The 15,349-nt window shown below is 34.2% G+C and carries 11 protein-coding genes; 3 read left to right on the top strand and 8 right to left on the bottom strand.

What is annotated here, in order from left to right; all coding sequences use genetic code 11:
* Nucleotides 1–118: 118 nt before the first annotated feature.
* The 4 genes from FLV_RS05290 to FLV_RS05275 form a co-directional block, all read right to left on the bottom strand.
* Nucleotides 119–1,099, bottom strand: a complete 981-nt coding sequence (locus FLV_RS05290; RefSeq protein ID WP_243231585.1) for an acyl transferase — start codon at nucleotides 1,097–1,099, stop codon at nucleotides 119–121.
* A gap of 91 nt (nucleotides 1,100–1,190) precedes the next feature.
* Complete coding sequence (locus tag FLV_RS05285; RefSeq protein WP_243231584.1) at nucleotides 1,191–1,526, bottom strand: T9SS type A sorting domain-containing protein; 336 nt, start codon at nucleotides 1,524–1,526, stop codon at nucleotides 1,191–1,193.
* 107 nt (nucleotides 1,527–1,633) lie between these two features.
* Complete coding sequence (locus FLV_RS05280) at nucleotides 1,634–2,818, bottom strand: hypothetical protein (RefSeq protein WP_243231582.1); 1,185 nt, start codon at nucleotides 2,816–2,818, stop codon at nucleotides 1,634–1,636.
* Nucleotides 2,819–2,954: 136 nt separating this feature from the next.
* Nucleotides 2,955–5,699: a TonB-dependent receptor gene (locus FLV_RS05275; protein WP_243231581.1), complete on the bottom strand. Its 2,745-nt coding sequence runs from the start codon at nucleotides 5,697–5,699 to the stop codon at nucleotides 2,955–2,957.
* Nucleotides 5,700–5,932: 233 nt separating this feature from the next.
* Here FLV_RS05275 and FLV_RS05270 point away from each other — a divergent pair, with 233 nt between their 5' ends.
* The 3 genes from FLV_RS05270 (at nucleotide 5,933) to FLV_RS05260 (ending at nucleotide 9,387) form a co-directional block, all read left to right on the top strand.
* The gene (locus FLV_RS05270) at nucleotides 5,933–6,616 is read left to right on the top strand and encodes a response regulator transcription factor (RefSeq protein WP_243231567.1); all 684 of its coding nucleotides are present in this window, start codon (nucleotides 5,933–5,935) and stop codon (nucleotides 6,614–6,616) included.
* A gap of 228 nt (nucleotides 6,617–6,844) precedes the next feature.
* The gene (locus FLV_RS05265; RefSeq protein WP_243231558.1) at nucleotides 6,845–7,915 is read left to right on the top strand and encodes a sensor histidine kinase; all 1,071 of its coding nucleotides are present in this window, start codon (nucleotides 6,845–6,847) and stop codon (nucleotides 7,913–7,915) included.
* A 176-nt stretch (nucleotides 7,916–8,091) separates the two neighbouring features.
* The gene (locus tag FLV_RS05260) at nucleotides 8,092–9,387 is read left to right on the top strand and encodes a porin (RefSeq protein WP_243231556.1); all 1,296 of its coding nucleotides are present in this window, start codon (nucleotides 8,092–8,094) and stop codon (nucleotides 9,385–9,387) included.
* 1 nt (nucleotide 9,388) lies between these two features.
* On the opposite strand, the gene FLV_RS05255 is transcribed toward FLV_RS05260, so the two are convergent.
* The 4 genes from FLV_RS05255 to FLV_RS05240 form a co-directional block, all read right to left on the bottom strand.
* On the bottom strand, nucleotides 9,389–10,459 hold the full coding sequence (locus tag FLV_RS05255) for a glycosyltransferase (protein WP_243231554.1): 1,071 nt from the start codon (nucleotides 10,457–10,459) through the stop codon (nucleotides 9,389–9,391).
* Nucleotides 10,460–10,966: 507 nt separating this feature from the next.
* Nucleotides 10,967–11,470: a hypothetical protein gene (locus FLV_RS05250; protein ID WP_243231552.1), complete on the bottom strand. Its 504-nt coding sequence runs from the start codon at nucleotides 11,468–11,470 to the stop codon at nucleotides 10,967–10,969.
* 62 nt (nucleotides 11,471–11,532) lie between these two features.
* Nucleotides 11,533–14,964: a hypothetical protein gene (locus FLV_RS05245; RefSeq protein WP_243231550.1), complete on the bottom strand. Its 3,432-nt coding sequence runs from the start codon at nucleotides 14,962–14,964 to the stop codon at nucleotides 11,533–11,535.
* Nucleotides 14,965–15,067: 103 nt separating this feature from the next.
* On the bottom strand, nucleotides 15,068–15,292 hold the full coding sequence (locus tag FLV_RS05240) for a hypothetical protein (RefSeq protein ID WP_243231549.1): 225 nt from the start codon (nucleotides 15,290–15,292) through the stop codon (nucleotides 15,068–15,070).
* Nucleotides 15,293–15,349: the final 57 nt, after the last annotated feature.

Genomic DNA, 15,349 nt, shown 5'->3' with positions numbered 1-15,349 from the left:
ATGTTTTAAATTGCTTTAAAAATAATCTTACAATTTTTGTGTAGTGTTTTTTCTGTATTAATTATCTGTTATTAAATTATTTCTTACAGATAAATATGTGCTCAATGTACAGAAATGTTTAAAGCACCATCAAATTACAGCCACGTATATCAGAATTATCAAAACGTCCCAATACCTCAAAAGAGTTGTTGGGATTTTTTTTGCCTAAATCCTGCGTAGCGATAAAGGAACAGGAATTAATATTAGCTAAATCAATAACGTTTATTCCGCCTGTTTTTCCGTCTTTTACGTAAGTGAGTGCGTCTTCCGGATCACGCATTAGAACATGCATCCAGGATGGACATTCAAAAACTCCTTCGCCTAACGAATAAGCCTGCGCCAAAAGTTCGGTCATGCCGTATTCTGAATGAATTGAAGAAACACCAAAACCTTTACATAAAATTTCGTGTAATTCTTCGCGAATCATTTCTTTGCGTTTGCCTTTCATTCCGCCAGTTTCCATAATAATGGTATTTTGAAGGCTGAATTGGTGTTTTTCAATCAAATCCAATAAAGCATACGTAACGCCAATTAAAATCACATTCTGTCCGGATTCGTCAAGTTCAGTAAGTTTTTTAATTAAGTCATTGTGATTGTGCAAATAAAAGCCGCTTTCAGGCTGATTGGATTGTTTTATTAAGTCTTCGACCATGTGAATTAATGAAGACCCATCGCGTTCAAGATAAGACGGCAAAAGGGCTAAAACCACGTAATCTTCGATATTGCCGTAGAATTGGGAAAAACCTTTTCGGTAACTTTCTTCGTAAAGGGAAACATCGGTAACAAGATGCCGGCTTGTAACCATCCCGGTAGTGCCGCTGCTGGTAAATGTAACCTGTGGAAAATCAGAATTAGAAACTACTTCATGACTTTTGAAAAACTGAATGGGTAAAAACGGAATTTGTTTCAGTGATTTTACCTGTTGTGGATTTACTTTTAAAAAATCACAGAAATCACGATATACTTTGTTGTTCTCATGCTGAAAACGAAACACCTTAAGTGCTATTTTTTCAAATTGTTTCTGACTCGAAATGGTGAATATATCGTTGGCTGTAATCAAAACTTTTTTGTGCAAAGATATGAATAATTGTAGGATGTAAAGCCCATAAAAAAGCTCCAAATCATTGGAGCTCTATTTGTATTTTTATGTTTTATCGAACAATCAATTTTCGAGTAGCCGTATTGCCTTGTTCACTTATTTTGATGATGTAGACTCCGGGAGTCAAATCAGGAATGTTTAGTTCTTTTGTGGTCAAATGTGCCTGAAGTACTTTTTTTCCTAAAACATCAAAGATTATAATTTCCTTTTCCAGATCATTTTTTGAAGTAATAAATACTTTTCCATTTACCACCGGGTTAGGGTACAGGCTTAGTCCCTCTATAGGAGTTCCCTGAGTTTTAGGCGTTGATTTACTGTCTTGCGCTGAGATGCTTACAGTAAAGAAAAAAGCCAGTAAGAAAGTAATATAAAAGTAATTTTTTGCCATCGCATTATTTTGGTTATGTAAATATACAAAAAAAGTTTTCAAAAATTACACCAAAAAAAAACATCCTAAATATTTAGGATGTTTTTAACAATTTATGTCTTAGGATATTATAGACCTTTTGTCCATCCAGCAGCCCAATTAGGAACTCCTGATCCGTTTCCTGCTCCAGTTGCATCTGCTTTTTCTGTGAATAATTTAGTTACATCAGTAGATCCACCAACAGCTGTAGCAGTACCTTTTGCTTTAACTCCTACATCTTCGAATTTAACGTTAGTAGCTAATAAGTCAGTTCCAACATATGAAATGCTTTCGTCGTGTTGAACGTCAAAACCAGTAGCCCAACCTTTTAAAACAACGTTATCCAATTTACCTTTTGTTCCTACTCTTAATTTTACTCCTTGAGCTTCTCCTTGTATTGAAGTTGTTGTGCCGATTAAAGTAATGTTTTTAAGATTTGGGAAAGAGATTGGGGTAGCTTTGTGATTGTCAGAATTATTATCAGCTTCGATACCTCTGTTTCCGGCATTTGTTTTGATTCCGTACCAGTTTTCTCCATTACCAATCCATCCTTCAGTCCAGTCGAATAAATCATCACCTAATAAATCTCCTTTGTTAGAAACTACTAAGTGTTTAGCATCTACAGTTCCACCAAACCATTCGAATCCGTCATCTGAACTTTCATAAACCTGAACATAATCAATAGTTGTTCCTTTTCCTACTCCGAAAAATGAAAGACCATTAAATTCTTTAGTGTTACTGTAAGAAAAACCAGGATATTCAATTCTTAAATATTTGATTGATCCAGAGCTATCACCGTCTTCTGTACCACCGTAAGTTAAATTAGAAACTTCAGCCTGAGCAGTTGTTCCTTTGTTGATACGAGCCTTTCCGCATAATACCAATCCTCCCCAAGCACCAGGCTCCTGTAATTCAGAAGTCATAATTACCGGACTTGAAGCAGTTCCCTGAACATCAATTTGTCCTCCCTGAGCAACTGCAATGTAACGTACTTCTTCTAATTTATCTTTTGCTACTGTTGTAGCCTGAATGGTAACACCCGGCTTAATAGTTAACTTAGCAGTATTACTAACGATTAATTTCCCAGTAAGTTTATAAGTTCCTGATTCTAAAATAACTTCTCCACTTTTAATTTCTCCTTGAAGATTTTCTCTAACTACTACGAAATCTGATTTTGGCCCCTCTGTTTTGTTGTCATCACTAGAACAAGATGTTGTCAAAGTTGCAAGCGATATAGCCGCTAAACCGAAAATTGTTGAAATTGTTTTTTTCATTACTTTTTTATTTGTTTGTGTTATGCAAAGATTAAAACTTAAGCCTTAATAAATGTTAAGTCGTTATTATGTGTTTGTTATGTATATTTTAAAGAAACATCAAGCAAATGCTAATACAATGTTTCTTTAATGTTTATTAGAATTGATAGTTCATGCCCAATCCGAAAGTAACTCCTTTTTTGTAGTTTAATACCAGTACGTCACCGCCTGCATTTTCCTGAACTCTTTTGAATTCTGGATTTAAGATGTTTCTGGCTCCCAAATCAATGCCCAGTTTTTTATTTAGCTTTGTTTTAAAAACAAAATCTAATGATCCCATAGCTTTATCAACCAAGTTTCCTTTTTCCTGACTTCCAATTGCATAAAGTTTATCAGAATAGTGGTTGTATGATAATGTTGCTATGATGCCAGCGTCATTTTTCCAGTTTTTGGCATAGGACAAGTCTGTATTTAAAATCATGTCTGAAGCACCGGTAAATCCTGAACTGCTGTCTGTAAGGTTGATGTTTAAGTCAGTCTCATCAATTACTTTCTGTCTATCAATATCCTGATGAGTTTTCATTAAAGAAGCATTGAATCCAAAAGAAAGTTTGTTTGTCAGGTTTTCATCAAGGTCAAAGATGTTTTTTCTTGCTTCCAATTCAATTCCGTAAGCATATCCTGTATCTCCAATGTTTACCCATGAAATGTCATTTGAGGCAGAGGCTATTATAACTTCGTTGATTGGGTCTAAGATATATTTACCAAAAGCAGTAACAGAAAATAATTCTTCACTTTTTGGGAACATTTCCCATTTGATATCCAAATTGTAATTTTGAGAAGGGTATAAATAAGGGTTACCAATTTTAGATTCCATAACATCTTCATACACAAACAACGCACGTTCTTTAAATTGCGGTAAAGTATAAGTTTTACTGGCAGCTAAACGAAGATTTTGTTTTTCATTCAATTCATATTTTAATACTAAACTTGGTAAAAACTCATTTCTTTCAAATGTATTAATTCCTCCTCCTGCGTCAAACTGCGTTCTCCATTCTACAGTCTGTGTAATATTTTCGTATCTGATTCCAAAAACCGAGCTTAATTTATCTGTTAATTTATATTCTAAGTTTGCAAATCCTGCATGAATATCCTGATTTCCACTATAAGTTTGTGGTGTCATTCCTGCAAATGAACTTATTGAGAATGTGCCATTAGCATAATTTTGCTGATTGAAAAAGGCATCTAAATTATTAGGGTCAAGTCTTTCTTGTAAACCTGCTTCTGTTATTCGGAAGTTAAATTGTATGGCTTCAAAATCACGTTTTTTGAATTTACCATTATAACCAGCGACAATTTTACCTTTTGAATCCCCATTTTTTGAATCTCCTAATTTATAGGTAAAAGCCATATTAGCGGCAATTTCATCTTCTTTTAGATTTTGAAAATATCTCTGATTGTCTGTTATAGTTGCTTGAGCAAGAGAGTAATAATCATTGTCTCTGTAATGAAATAACATATTTTGAATTCTATCAGGCATGTTTCCTTCAACAGTGTTGTAAGAAGCTCCCCAATTAAAATCAATTTTATCAGTTAGTTTATGATTCCCTAATAACTGATTGATAAAAACTGAATTTTGAGTAAATGTCCCTCTTTGAATGTATAAGTCAGCATCAGCATTATCATAATCACGATCGCTGCCTAAATAAGTATCTCTAACTTGGTCAGAAGAATTTACATATAATAAATTGTAGCCAATTTTATGATTACTATTTATACGATAGTTAGCATTAAACATACCTGTAGTATTGGTATTATAGCTATATTTTTGTTGTAAGTATGATTTTTGTTCAGCTGCCTGAGCACTAACAGATCTTGTTAAGCCTTCTCTGAATTCATATCCACTATTGAAACTTGCAGTACCAAAAAGCGCAATTTTTCCTTCCTCACCAATGCGGAATGTTTTACCGGCTTTAATTCCAAATTCTCCGGCAAATGGTGCTTCTTTAACTGGATTTAAACTGTTTTCAAAATTAAATCCTGAGAGTGGATCGTTAGGAACACCGTAAGAGACAAAACCAGATTTATTTGGTCCCTGCTGTAACATAAAGTTGTTAGCTTGTCCTAAAGCATTTGTATTTGCTTTTGATCCTAATGAAATTTCAAGCATGCCATCTCCACGATAGTCTTTAGAAATAATATCTACATTTCCGCCCGCAAAATCGCCATAAATTCTTGAACTGTAAACTTTGTCTATTGAAATATATTCAACAATATCTGTTGAGAAAATATCTAAAGCAATATTTTTTCGCTCAGGATCGTTAGAAGGAATTGGTAATCCATTCATAGAAGTTGAGTTGTAACGGTCTCCTAATCCTCTAACGAAAATATTGTTGTTACCTTCTTGTTTAGAAACACCGGCTGTTTTTACAACAGCAGCAGCTACATCTCCCACTCCTTTACGAGATAATTCCTGTGCTCCGATAGTTTGTTTTATATCAACTGCATTTTTTTGCTCTAAAAGTAAAGCAGATTCTTTTTGTCTGTTTACGGTTGATGATTTTACAACTACATCTTTCAGTGTATAACCTCCTGCAGATAATACCTGATTAACAGTAACTGTTTCGTTGGCCTTTACAGTAACAGGCTTTTCTACAGATTCATATCCTACGAAACTAAAAATAACAGTATAATTTCCAGGATTTACGGATAAAGAATATTTTCCGTCAATGTCAGTGTTGGCACTAATGTTGGTTCCTTTAATTAAAATATTTGCAAAAGGAAGTGCTTCATTATTAGTTTCTTTGTCGGTTAAAACTCCAGAAATCGTACCTTTGTTTTGTGCGACCGAAATCGTACAGATAAATAATGCAATAATTAGAAATCTTAAATTGAATTTCATTTCAGTGTTGTGTTTGATTTATTTTTGTGCAAAGAAATATACTCACTGTAAAGTTCATGTTAGGCACTTGTTATGTTTTTGTGTCTTGTAGATTATCAAATTGTTACCAGATTAAATTACCGTTAACAGCAATTTTTGACGGTTTATTTATTATTATATTTACCATCGCAATTAAAAACCATCAGATTTATTAAGAAGAAAATTTGATGAGAAAACTCAATTTTTGCTATTTTATGAAAAAAACACAAACAAAGATTTTATTAGTTGATGATGAACCGGATATCTTAGAAATTGTTGGCTATAACCTTGCCCAGGAAGGCTATCAGATTGTAACGGCTTCTAACGGAAAAGAAGCTATTGCAAAAGCTCAGAAAGAATTACCGGAACTTATTATTATGGATGTGATGATGGCCGAAATGGACGGCATGGAAGCTTGTGAACACATCAGAAAAATCCCTGAATTAAATAACGTTATTATAACATTTTTAACAGCAAGAAGCGAAGATTATTCTCAAGTTGCCGGGTTTGATGCTGGTGCAGATGACTATATTACAAAACCAATAAAGCCAAAATTACTGGTAAGCAAAGTAAAGGCTTTGTTACGAAGGTTAAAAGAACAGGAAGTAGTTAGTGATACTTTAAACGTTGGCGGAATCGAAATTAATCGTGAAGAGTATAAAATCATCAAAGAAAATGTTGAAATTTCATTGCCAAGAAAAGAATTCGAATTGTTTTACCTGTTAGCTTCAAAACCGGGAAAAGTATTTAAAAGAGACGAAATATTAGATAAGGTCTGGGGGAATGAAGTGGTTGTTGGCGGAAGAACGATTGATGTTCATATTCGAAAATTACGCGAAAAAATTGGCGAAGATCTTTTTAAAACTATAAAAGGAGTTGGTTATAAATTCGAAGTTTAAAAACATTCAAAAAAATGAACCATATAGATGATGTAAGTTCATTTAAATTTTAGTATTCGTACTTTTGTTACAGGAGTCAATCTTTCTCAAAGTTTTAAAAATTTGAAAAAGATTGGCTTTTTTAAATTTTCATCAAACATAGAAATAAGCTTTACTTTTTAAAATGAACTTATATTACTTATATGGTGAAAAAATATTCCCTTAATTGTTTATTATTTTAAAATTTGCATGAAAATCAATTTCAAAAAAACCTATAAGTTTGCTATAAAGTCGGCACTTTATATAAGTTTGTTCGCAACAGGATTTGTGCTGTTGCTGATGAATATATTCTACAAAAATCAATTAAAATATCAATTTGGGTTTGGAGTAGTTTTTATTATTTCGATTTATATCTTCTCTTTTTTGGTGCTGCAATATCGTGTCGAACGATTTATTTACCGAAGAGTTAAAAAAATCTACGATGAGGTTTCTTTACTCGAATCAACACCTTTGATCAATCAGCCCATTACAACGGATATGGAAACGCTTTCGCGGGAGGTGAAAAAATTTGCTACAGATAAAAAACTCGAAATCGAAATGCTTGAAATCAGAGAGCAATACCGAAGAGAATTTTTAGGAAATGTTTCGCACGAACTCAAAACACCATTATTTACAGTTCAGGGGTATGTTTCAACTTTACTGGACGGTGCAATGGAAGATAAAAACATTCGAAAGAAATACCTGAAACGTGCTGAAAAAGGTGTAGAACGACTCATTTACATTGTTGAAGATTTGGATATGATTACCAAATTAGAGTCGGGTGACCTGGATTTGAATATTATCGAATTTGATATCGTTGAATTGATTCGGAATGTTTTTGATTTATTGGAAATGAAAGCTGATAAAAAGAAAATCAAATTAGCATTCGAAAGCAAGAATATACAGTCTTTAGTGGTAAAAGGAGATCAGGACAGAATACAACAGGTTTTGGAAAATTTGATTGTAAACTCTGTTAAATACGGAAAAGAAGGTGGTTTAACCGAAGTGGGGGTTGTTAATCTGACCAAGAAAAAAGTCTTAATTCGTATTAGTGATAATGGAGAAGGTGTCGAAAAGCAGAATATTCCACGTCTTTTTGAACGTTTTTACAGGGTTGACAAAAGCGGAACCCGATCTGAAGGTGGTTCCGGTTTAGGTTTGGCCATTGTAAAACATATTATTGAAGCGCACAAAGAGAAAGTTTATGTAGAAAGTGAGTTCGGAATTGGTTCTGAATTTTCTTTTACGCTTGAAAAAGCCAATAAAATGACAAAAGCCTAGGTTAAATAATTGTAATTGCAGCTTTTGTAAAACCCGTAAAACAAGGGTTTTAACAATAAATCAACATGCGGATTTAGTCGGTAACATTAAATTTTTATTATAATAACATCTGGTTAATGATTTCTTAACACAGGTGGTTACATCTTTGCATCCTGAAATTAAGGGCATTAGAAAAAATGATAAAAAGATTAATATTGGCAGTTTTAGTACTGCTTAGCTGCGGGGTAAATGCGCAGGAATTAAATAAGCAGGATGTAAAAAACGAAGTGATGCGTATTTTAGATTCTATCAACAAAGCAAAACTTCCTGAGACTAAATCGGGTGGCGGTGTCGAAGAACACTGGTACGATAGAATCTCACTAAGAGGTTATGCACAAATACGATACAACGGTCTGTTCTCTACAAATGACAAAGTTTCCTGCGATCAATGTGATAAATCCTGGGGAACAACTTCAACAGCTCCGGATGCAAAAGCAAACAACGGACTTTTTATTCGCCGTGCCCGTTTAGTGTTTTCAGGTCAGGTTCATCCAAATGTGTTTTTCTATTTCCAGCCGGATTTTGCCAGTTCACCTGCTTCAGGAATGAATAATTTTGTTCAGATTCGTGATTTGTATTTTGATGTTTCTTTTGATAAAAAAAGAGAATATCGAGTTAGAGTGGGACAAAGTAAAATTCCGTACGGTTTCGAAAACATGCAGTCCAGCTCACAGCGTCTGACTTTGGATCGTGCTGACGGTATAAATAGTGCAATATCAAATGAACGTGATTTAGGAGTGTTTTTTTATTGGGCACCGGCAGAAATCAGAAAACGTTTTGAGATGTTGGTAAAAGACGGTTACAAAGGTTCAGGCGATTTCGGAGTCTTTGCTTTTGGAGCTTACAACGGGCAAATAGCAAACAAAATCGACGGAAACAGAGATTTAAATGTAGTAGCAAGAGTCACTTATCCTTTTGTTATTGGAAGTCAGATCATCGAACCGGGTATTCAGGCTTATACCGGAAAATGGGCTTTTACCGGAGAAATTTCATCAGGAGTTACGGTGAATGATCCGCAATATATAAAGGATCAGCGAATAGGAGCAACTTTTGTTTTATATCCAAGACCTTTCGGAATCCAGACAGAGTATAATTTTGGTACAGGACCGCGTTATAATACGGTAACCAAACATGTTGATGTAACAGATTTAAACGGTGGTTATGTTTTACTGAATTATAAATGGGATATTAAGAAACAGCACCTTTATCCTTTTGCTAAATTTCAATATTATGATGGAGGAAAAAAATATGAAAAAGATGCCAGAAGCTACGTAGTAAGAGACTACCAGTTTGGTGTTGAATGGCAACCAATCAAAGCATTCGAACTGACAGCAGAATATGTTATTGCCGACAGAACTTTTGTAGACAGTGCTATTCCGGTTAACAGACAGCAGGGAAATTTACTGAGATTACAAGCGCAGTTTAATTTCTAATTTATTTCTCAAAAACAGTAAATAACGAATCCCAATCGATATTATTTTCAAATTGGGTCAATCCTTTAAACGATTTTACTTTTGAAAGATCTTCAATCGTAAAGTCGTTTTGCGTTGCATAAGGTACTAAGTTTTCGTCCTGTAGTTTTATCGCCAGATATTCCTGTTCGTATTGTCCGGGTGTAGGGATAAAAAAGGCTTTTTTGCCCAGCTTTGCCAAATCCATAACCGTAGTGTATCCTGATCGGCACAAAACCAAATCACTTTCATTAAAAGTCTGTTCCAGCTGTTTGGTATTCATGAAATTGTAATAGGTAACATTTTTGAGCTGCTGCTTGGTTTGTGTTTTTTCGACAATACCTTTTACAAAAACAACCTCACCTCTGTATCGTGAGATTTCTGTCTGCAATTTTTCTTCAAGCAAAGTACGCTGAGGTTCCGGGCCGGATAAAATAATCATTAAATCATATTGTTTCGGAGTCTCTTTTTTACGCATTCTGCTCAAAGGACCAATGTATTTCAGGTTTAGTTTACTGTTTTTTAAATGACCAAGTTCTCCGGTTAAATTTGGATTTTCATCAGTATCAGGAATCCAGCATTCATTGTATTTCTTTATAAAAAACTGATGACATTTACTCGTAAACTTTGTGGTGTTTCCTGTCATCACATTCAATTGATGTGTAATAAATACCGAAGGCACTTTTTTACTGAAAACGCCAAGTCTGTTATCTGAAATGATACCGTCAATATCGTATTTTCTGATCCAGGAGTTCACCATTTTTTTCTCATCCAAAATAGCAGTAATCATTTTAGGCAAGCTTTTAATCAGTTTCCATTTGAAGTTTTTGCCGTTTTTAGCATATTCAATATGATAAGAAGGTAATTCTAAGGTCTGTATGTACGGAAATTCTTTTTGTAATAATGCCAATGCAACGCCATCCGAAGCGATTATGGGGATGTAATTGTTTTCCTGTAAAGCTTTAATTATCGGGATACATCGGGTTGCGTGTCCTAATCCCCAGTTTAAAGGAGTTATTAAAATAGTTTTATTGGCAGTATATTCAATGCTCATATGGGCGATTTTTCAAACGAAGATACAGAAATACTCCTTTTTTGTTATTTCGAATATATTACTAAATTATTAACTCTGGAATTCAAGTTCAAAAATCAATTTCAATTTCAATGTCAATATCAATGTCAAATCCAAAACTCAATGAAAAATTAATGGCTCTTCGCCTAAAACAGTGGATTTCAAAAAAGACAATTTCTTAGTGAAACATAAAAAAATCTGCTAAATCTGCTAAATATGCGGGAAGTAATTTAAAATTTATCCCGCAGATTTAGCAGATTTAGCGAATTTCGTAGCTGCCGAAAATTGATTTTTCATTAATTATGGCGAAGAACCAAATTAATTCAATCCAATGGCTCAAATAAAGAGTGTCGGGCTGAGCGGAGTCGAAGTCTTTATGCAATTAAAAGTCTCTGCCTTAACCATGGATGACTCCCTTTAAATAGATAAACTAAAAAAGCCCGGACTTCTCGATGGAAATCCGGACTCATTTGGTCAGACAGAAAGTTTTTAATCCTGAATATAGGTTTTGTTTCCGTTTTTATTGATGTAATATCTTCCTCCTTTTGGACCGGTATAGACTTTTTTGCCATTATATTCTCCGGTAACTTTATCGGCTACTTTTGGAGCTTTTTCGCTGGTTTCTTTTAAAGTCTTGGTGCTTGTTTTCGAAGTTTTTGAAGCAGATTTTTTAGCCTTGTCAGCTTCGGTTTTAGCTTTTGCAGCTTCTTTGTTTGCTGTATTTTTTGCAGTTACAGCTTCTTTTTTAGCTTTTGCGGTTTCTTTATCGGCTGCGCTTTTAGCATTTGCCGATTCTTTTTTAGCTTTTGTAGACGCTTCTTTTGCTTTACCGGAAGCTTCTTTAGCTTTATCGGCTTCTGCTTTTGCTTTATCAGCAGCTTTTTTCTTTTGAGCTGCGGTTTCGGTTTTGGCTTTCGTTGTTTTTGTTGTTTCCTGTGCGTAAAAATTACTTGATGAAACAATCATCAAACAAAGCAATAATAATTTTTTCATAGTTTTTAGAGGTTAAAATTCCAATTAAAAATAATCAATTTATCATTACGATTTGTAATTTGTTAAAAATAAGCTCTTAACTGAATATTTCCTGTATGTACAGTTACACCTGTTTCGCTCTTACGCCCCTGATAATTTAAGTTTACATCTAAAAACTGCGTGATATTTTTCTGCAAAAGTAATTTCCAGACTAAATTTTGGCCAGCCTGAAGCCCTTCAAGCATTTGAAATCCTACTGAAGAGAATTCGTCTCCCACAAATTTGTTTTCATAAAAAGAGAATTCTCCGTTCACAGTTACTTTTTTATCTCCTGCATACGAAAACGAAGTTCCCAGTCGGTTTTGGGTTAAGGTTTCAAAATCCCCAATCTGGTTTTCCTTCTTTTGTAATTCGTAAAAGAAATCCAGACTGGTATTTTTTGAAAATAAATAACTGATTTTAGGAGCCATCTGATAACCGGTCAGATCATAGTTTTTTGCTGTGAAATCTTCAGAAGTTAATGAAGTCTGAATTGTTTTGGCAAACAAATTCAATAGCCAGCTTTTTTGATATAAGTGCGTATATTGTAATTGATGCGAATAGTTTTTTACCGATTGTGAACCAATAGAAAGACGATTTTTTCCGTTATTAATCAGGTAGGAATACGTTACAGAATGCTTTTGCTTGCCCCGGTTATAGAACAAACTGTTTCTGAAACTGGAATTTAATCCTAGGATATTTTTCTCAGATGAGGTAAACGGATTCAATTCAAAATTAGCACCATCGCTTTTTACTTTTCTGTCCAGAATAAATGAGGTCTGGTTATAAAAATAAGAAACTATTTTTTTGAAACCTTTTTCATTCTGCCATTGCAGCGGATTTATGATAAGGGATTGTGAAAATTTATTCTGATTGGTTTTATCATACACCTGGTTGGGTAAAAAGATACGAATAAACTTCGCCTGATCCGGAAAAGGGGCAATTTCAAATTCATCCAGTTCCTTGATGCCGTTATTGTTGTAGTCATTCCACGCATATACTCCCTGGCCAGCCGGAACTTCTAAGTAATTGTATTCCTGACGCGCAATTTGTCCCGAACTGGTTTCGTAAACGGTTCCGATTTGAAAAAACTGATTAAAAAAACGATCGTTATATAAAATTCTTGAATTTAGTGAAGGTTCGCTTTTTCGGTTGGCGTCTGTAAAGTCTAAATTTCTATAACTGGCATAAACAGCCAAATCTGTTTTTTTGTTCTGAATTAGTTTCGATTTTAAAAAATAGGTTTGCGAATTGCTCACATGCTGCAATAATCCGTTCTGTAAACTGTCGTTTTTTCGACGTAAATAACCCAGTTCTACAAAAACTTTGGTGCTGTCACCACGTCCGGCAAAAACGCCATATTCTGAAAAACGCTGACTAATTCCCGTAAATTGATTGGCAGCCTTGTCTTTTTCCTGATTGTCTTCAAGCTGAATATTGCCTCCAACCCAGTTTTTTCCAAAATGATATTTGGTTTTGGTAAGATTTCTAATGAATCTTGAAGTTGAAGCAGTGGCATCTGATTTTAAAAAACTGCCCTGATTTTCGATAGTCCATTTTTTTAATTTGAAAAAAGCTGTTGAAGTATGCCTGTTTCCCGAATAACTTTCGGTAAAATCCAACTTTTCAAACTGATACGTGAACAAGCCAATATTGGAAGTTTTTTTCTTCGAAAACAAATCAAAATTTAAACCGGCAATCAATAAACTCTGATTGCCCAAAAGAGTTGTGTTTAAATTCCAGTCACGATTAAACTCGATGTTGTACAAACGTTCAACCGATTTAAAATCTTCGTCTACAAACTGATAATTGGCATAACCATCCAAAGTCCAGTCTTTCGTAAAAAGACGTTTTTTAGTATTTAATTTTAAGGCAATTCCATTATTGTTTCCGTCATCAATATCCGAAAATAAATTCTGATCATTGTTACTGATTCCAATTTCAAAATCAACCAGCGTTTTTTCGTTAGGATTGTACTTTCCTAAAAAAGTTGCGATCTGAAGCTTCATTGGCGCTACCAGCTGTACAATAGGCTCGTAATTTCCCTGAAGAATTCCGTTTATTGGCGCAACATATTCATAAATTCGTTCCACAGAAGTTGCATTCTGAATTATATAATTTCCTGAATTGGCTCCCACAAGGCTAAATTTTACATTATACAAAACATCGTCAGGGTTGGTGGAGTGCTGATAAATTTCAACCGTATTGTCAATTGTTTTTTTGTATAAAATTTTCTTTTCAGAATAGGTGTCTTCGTAAGCAGACGGTGCAGTCATTAAGGTTGTGTCATCTCCTGCCTGACTTAAAACTTCAACTTGTTCCGGAGAAAGATTTTGTTGTAAAGGCTGGTTTTTTAAATCATTTTCTGAATATAAATAACCGGAAAAACTCCAGCTTTTGTTTTCATGAGAAGCACCGGCATAGGTGAGCATTCGGTTGTAATTACGGTCAGAATACTGGTATTCAACGTTTATTCGCATCTCAGAAGTAATCGTGAAAAGCGAGGTAAAGACAATTTCTCCGGCGTTATAATCAATTACATAATCATTGTTTTCACCTCTTTTTAGCAAAACACCATTTACATAAACACGTTCAGATCCGGAAATTACTAAAACATACAATTCACCATTTTGACCTTTTAATTTATAAGGCCCCTGATTTCCTTCTTGTCCCGTAAAGGTACTTTTGGCATATTGTCCTTTGGCGAAAGCCACGGATGCAAAGACATTGGTTTTATTGTCTTCTTCTCCAAAATCAAAACTGGCCGAAAGTCCCTGAACTTTTTTGTTGAAACTTAAAAATTGTGTTTTTCTGTTTTCTAAAAAAACATCTCCGGCCCTTATGTTCCAGTCATCGCTGAATAATTCCATAAAGATATTGTCAAACTGATCCAGTTTTTGCGAATAACCGCCTTCCTGCAGCGGAATGTTATTGTCCTGAAGCGATGCCCGCAGGCTGACCTTATCTGAAATTTTTCCGGTAATCTGAAGGTCTAAATTGGAGTTTAAAACTGTATTTTGATTGTTTCCAATGGTAACGCCGCGAGTGATGCTTCCGGATGTATTCAGTCCATCAAACGGAGTAGTTTTTTTAGCATTGCTGTTGTCTATTTTATATAATTTTTCAGAACCCAAATCATTGCTTACAACCTGACCTGATTTGTAGAGACTATATTCTTTGGTTAAAAAATCAGGGTATTTTAAATAATTGACTGTTAGAGTATCTGAATCTGAAGTGATTTTTTCGTTTAAAAGAAGTTTTCCTTTTTGAAAATCGATTTTATAAAAAGTAGAATCAATTGGTTCGTTCTTAGAATTTAAAAGCTGAAAAAAGCCCGAATTAATGCCCACATTTTCAAGATGAATCGTATCACGGGTAATTTTTACCTTTTTGGTTTTATAGAGCAAATCTGTTTCCTGAGCCCAAAGCCCGGAATAACAAATTAAAAGCAATAAAAACAGTAATTTTTTCAGCATAAATACTCTAACTCTAAAAAGTCAAAAGTAGTATTTATAATTGGGAAAAGTTGTGTAGGATGTTTTGGTTTTTGTTCGTGAGTGAGAGGGTAATAGTGTGGAGTTATTTGCCATATTTGATAAAAGCCAAAATTATCAAAACCAATAATGCAATAATTATGATGAAACTAGGATTTGCATAATTCGCATGCCATCCAAATTCATTTATCCTTTTAGGAAAATAAGATCTTTTGTCTTTAGGATTGTAATAAAACATTCCCCAAATCCAGTTATTGGGGTCGTTTTCCCATTGGTTTTTGGTTTCTTCTGAAGGTTCGTTATAATTCATGATTTATAAACTATGATTTAACTTGTTGTACTATAGTAAATTTAGCTTTTTTTGGCA

The sequence above is a fragment of the Flavobacterium pectinovorum genome, assembly GCF_022802975.1.
Lineage (GTDB): Bacteria > Bacteroidota > Bacteroidia > Flavobacteriales > Flavobacteriaceae > Flavobacterium > Flavobacterium pectinovorum_B.
Note: the sequence above shows the minus strand (reverse complement) of the source record. Positions and strands in the feature narration are given on the sequence as shown.

Excerpts from the sequence above, each read along its gene's own strand:
- FLV_RS05255 (WP_243231554.1), bottom strand. The coding sequence starts at position 10,459 with ATGAGCATTGAATATACTGCCAATAAAACTATTTTAATAACTCCTTTA.
- FLV_RS05285 (WP_243231584.1), bottom strand. The coding sequence starts at position 1,526 with ATGGCAAAAAATTACTTTTATATTACTTTCTTACTGGCTTTTTTCTTT.
- FLV_RS05245 (WP_243231550.1), bottom strand. The coding sequence starts at position 14,964 with ATGCTGAAAAAATTACTGTTTTTATTGCTTTTAATTTGTTATTCCGGG.
- FLV_RS05260 (WP_243231556.1), top strand. The coding sequence starts at position 8,092 with ATGATAAAAAGATTAATATTGGCAGTTTTAGTACTGCTTAGCTGCGGG.
- FLV_RS05275 (WP_243231581.1), bottom strand. The coding sequence starts at position 5,699 with ATGAAATTCAATTTAAGATTTCTAATTATTGCATTATTTATCTGTACG.
- FLV_RS05280 (WP_243231582.1), bottom strand. The coding sequence starts at position 2,818 with ATGAAAAAAACAATTTCAACAATTTTCGGTTTAGCGGCTATATCGCTT.
- FLV_RS05240 (WP_243231549.1), bottom strand. The coding sequence starts at position 15,292 with ATGAATTATAACGAACCTTCAGAAGAAACCAAAAACCAATGGGAAAAC.
- FLV_RS05250 (WP_243231552.1), bottom strand. The coding sequence starts at position 11,470 with ATGAAAAAATTATTATTGCTTTGTTTGATGATTGTTTCATCAAGTAAT.
- FLV_RS05270 (WP_243231567.1), top strand. The coding sequence starts at position 5,933 with ATGAAAAAAACACAAACAAAGATTTTATTAGTTGATGATGAACCGGAT.
- FLV_RS05265 (WP_243231558.1), top strand. The coding sequence starts at position 6,845 with ATGAAAATCAATTTCAAAAAAACCTATAAGTTTGCTATAAAGTCGGCA.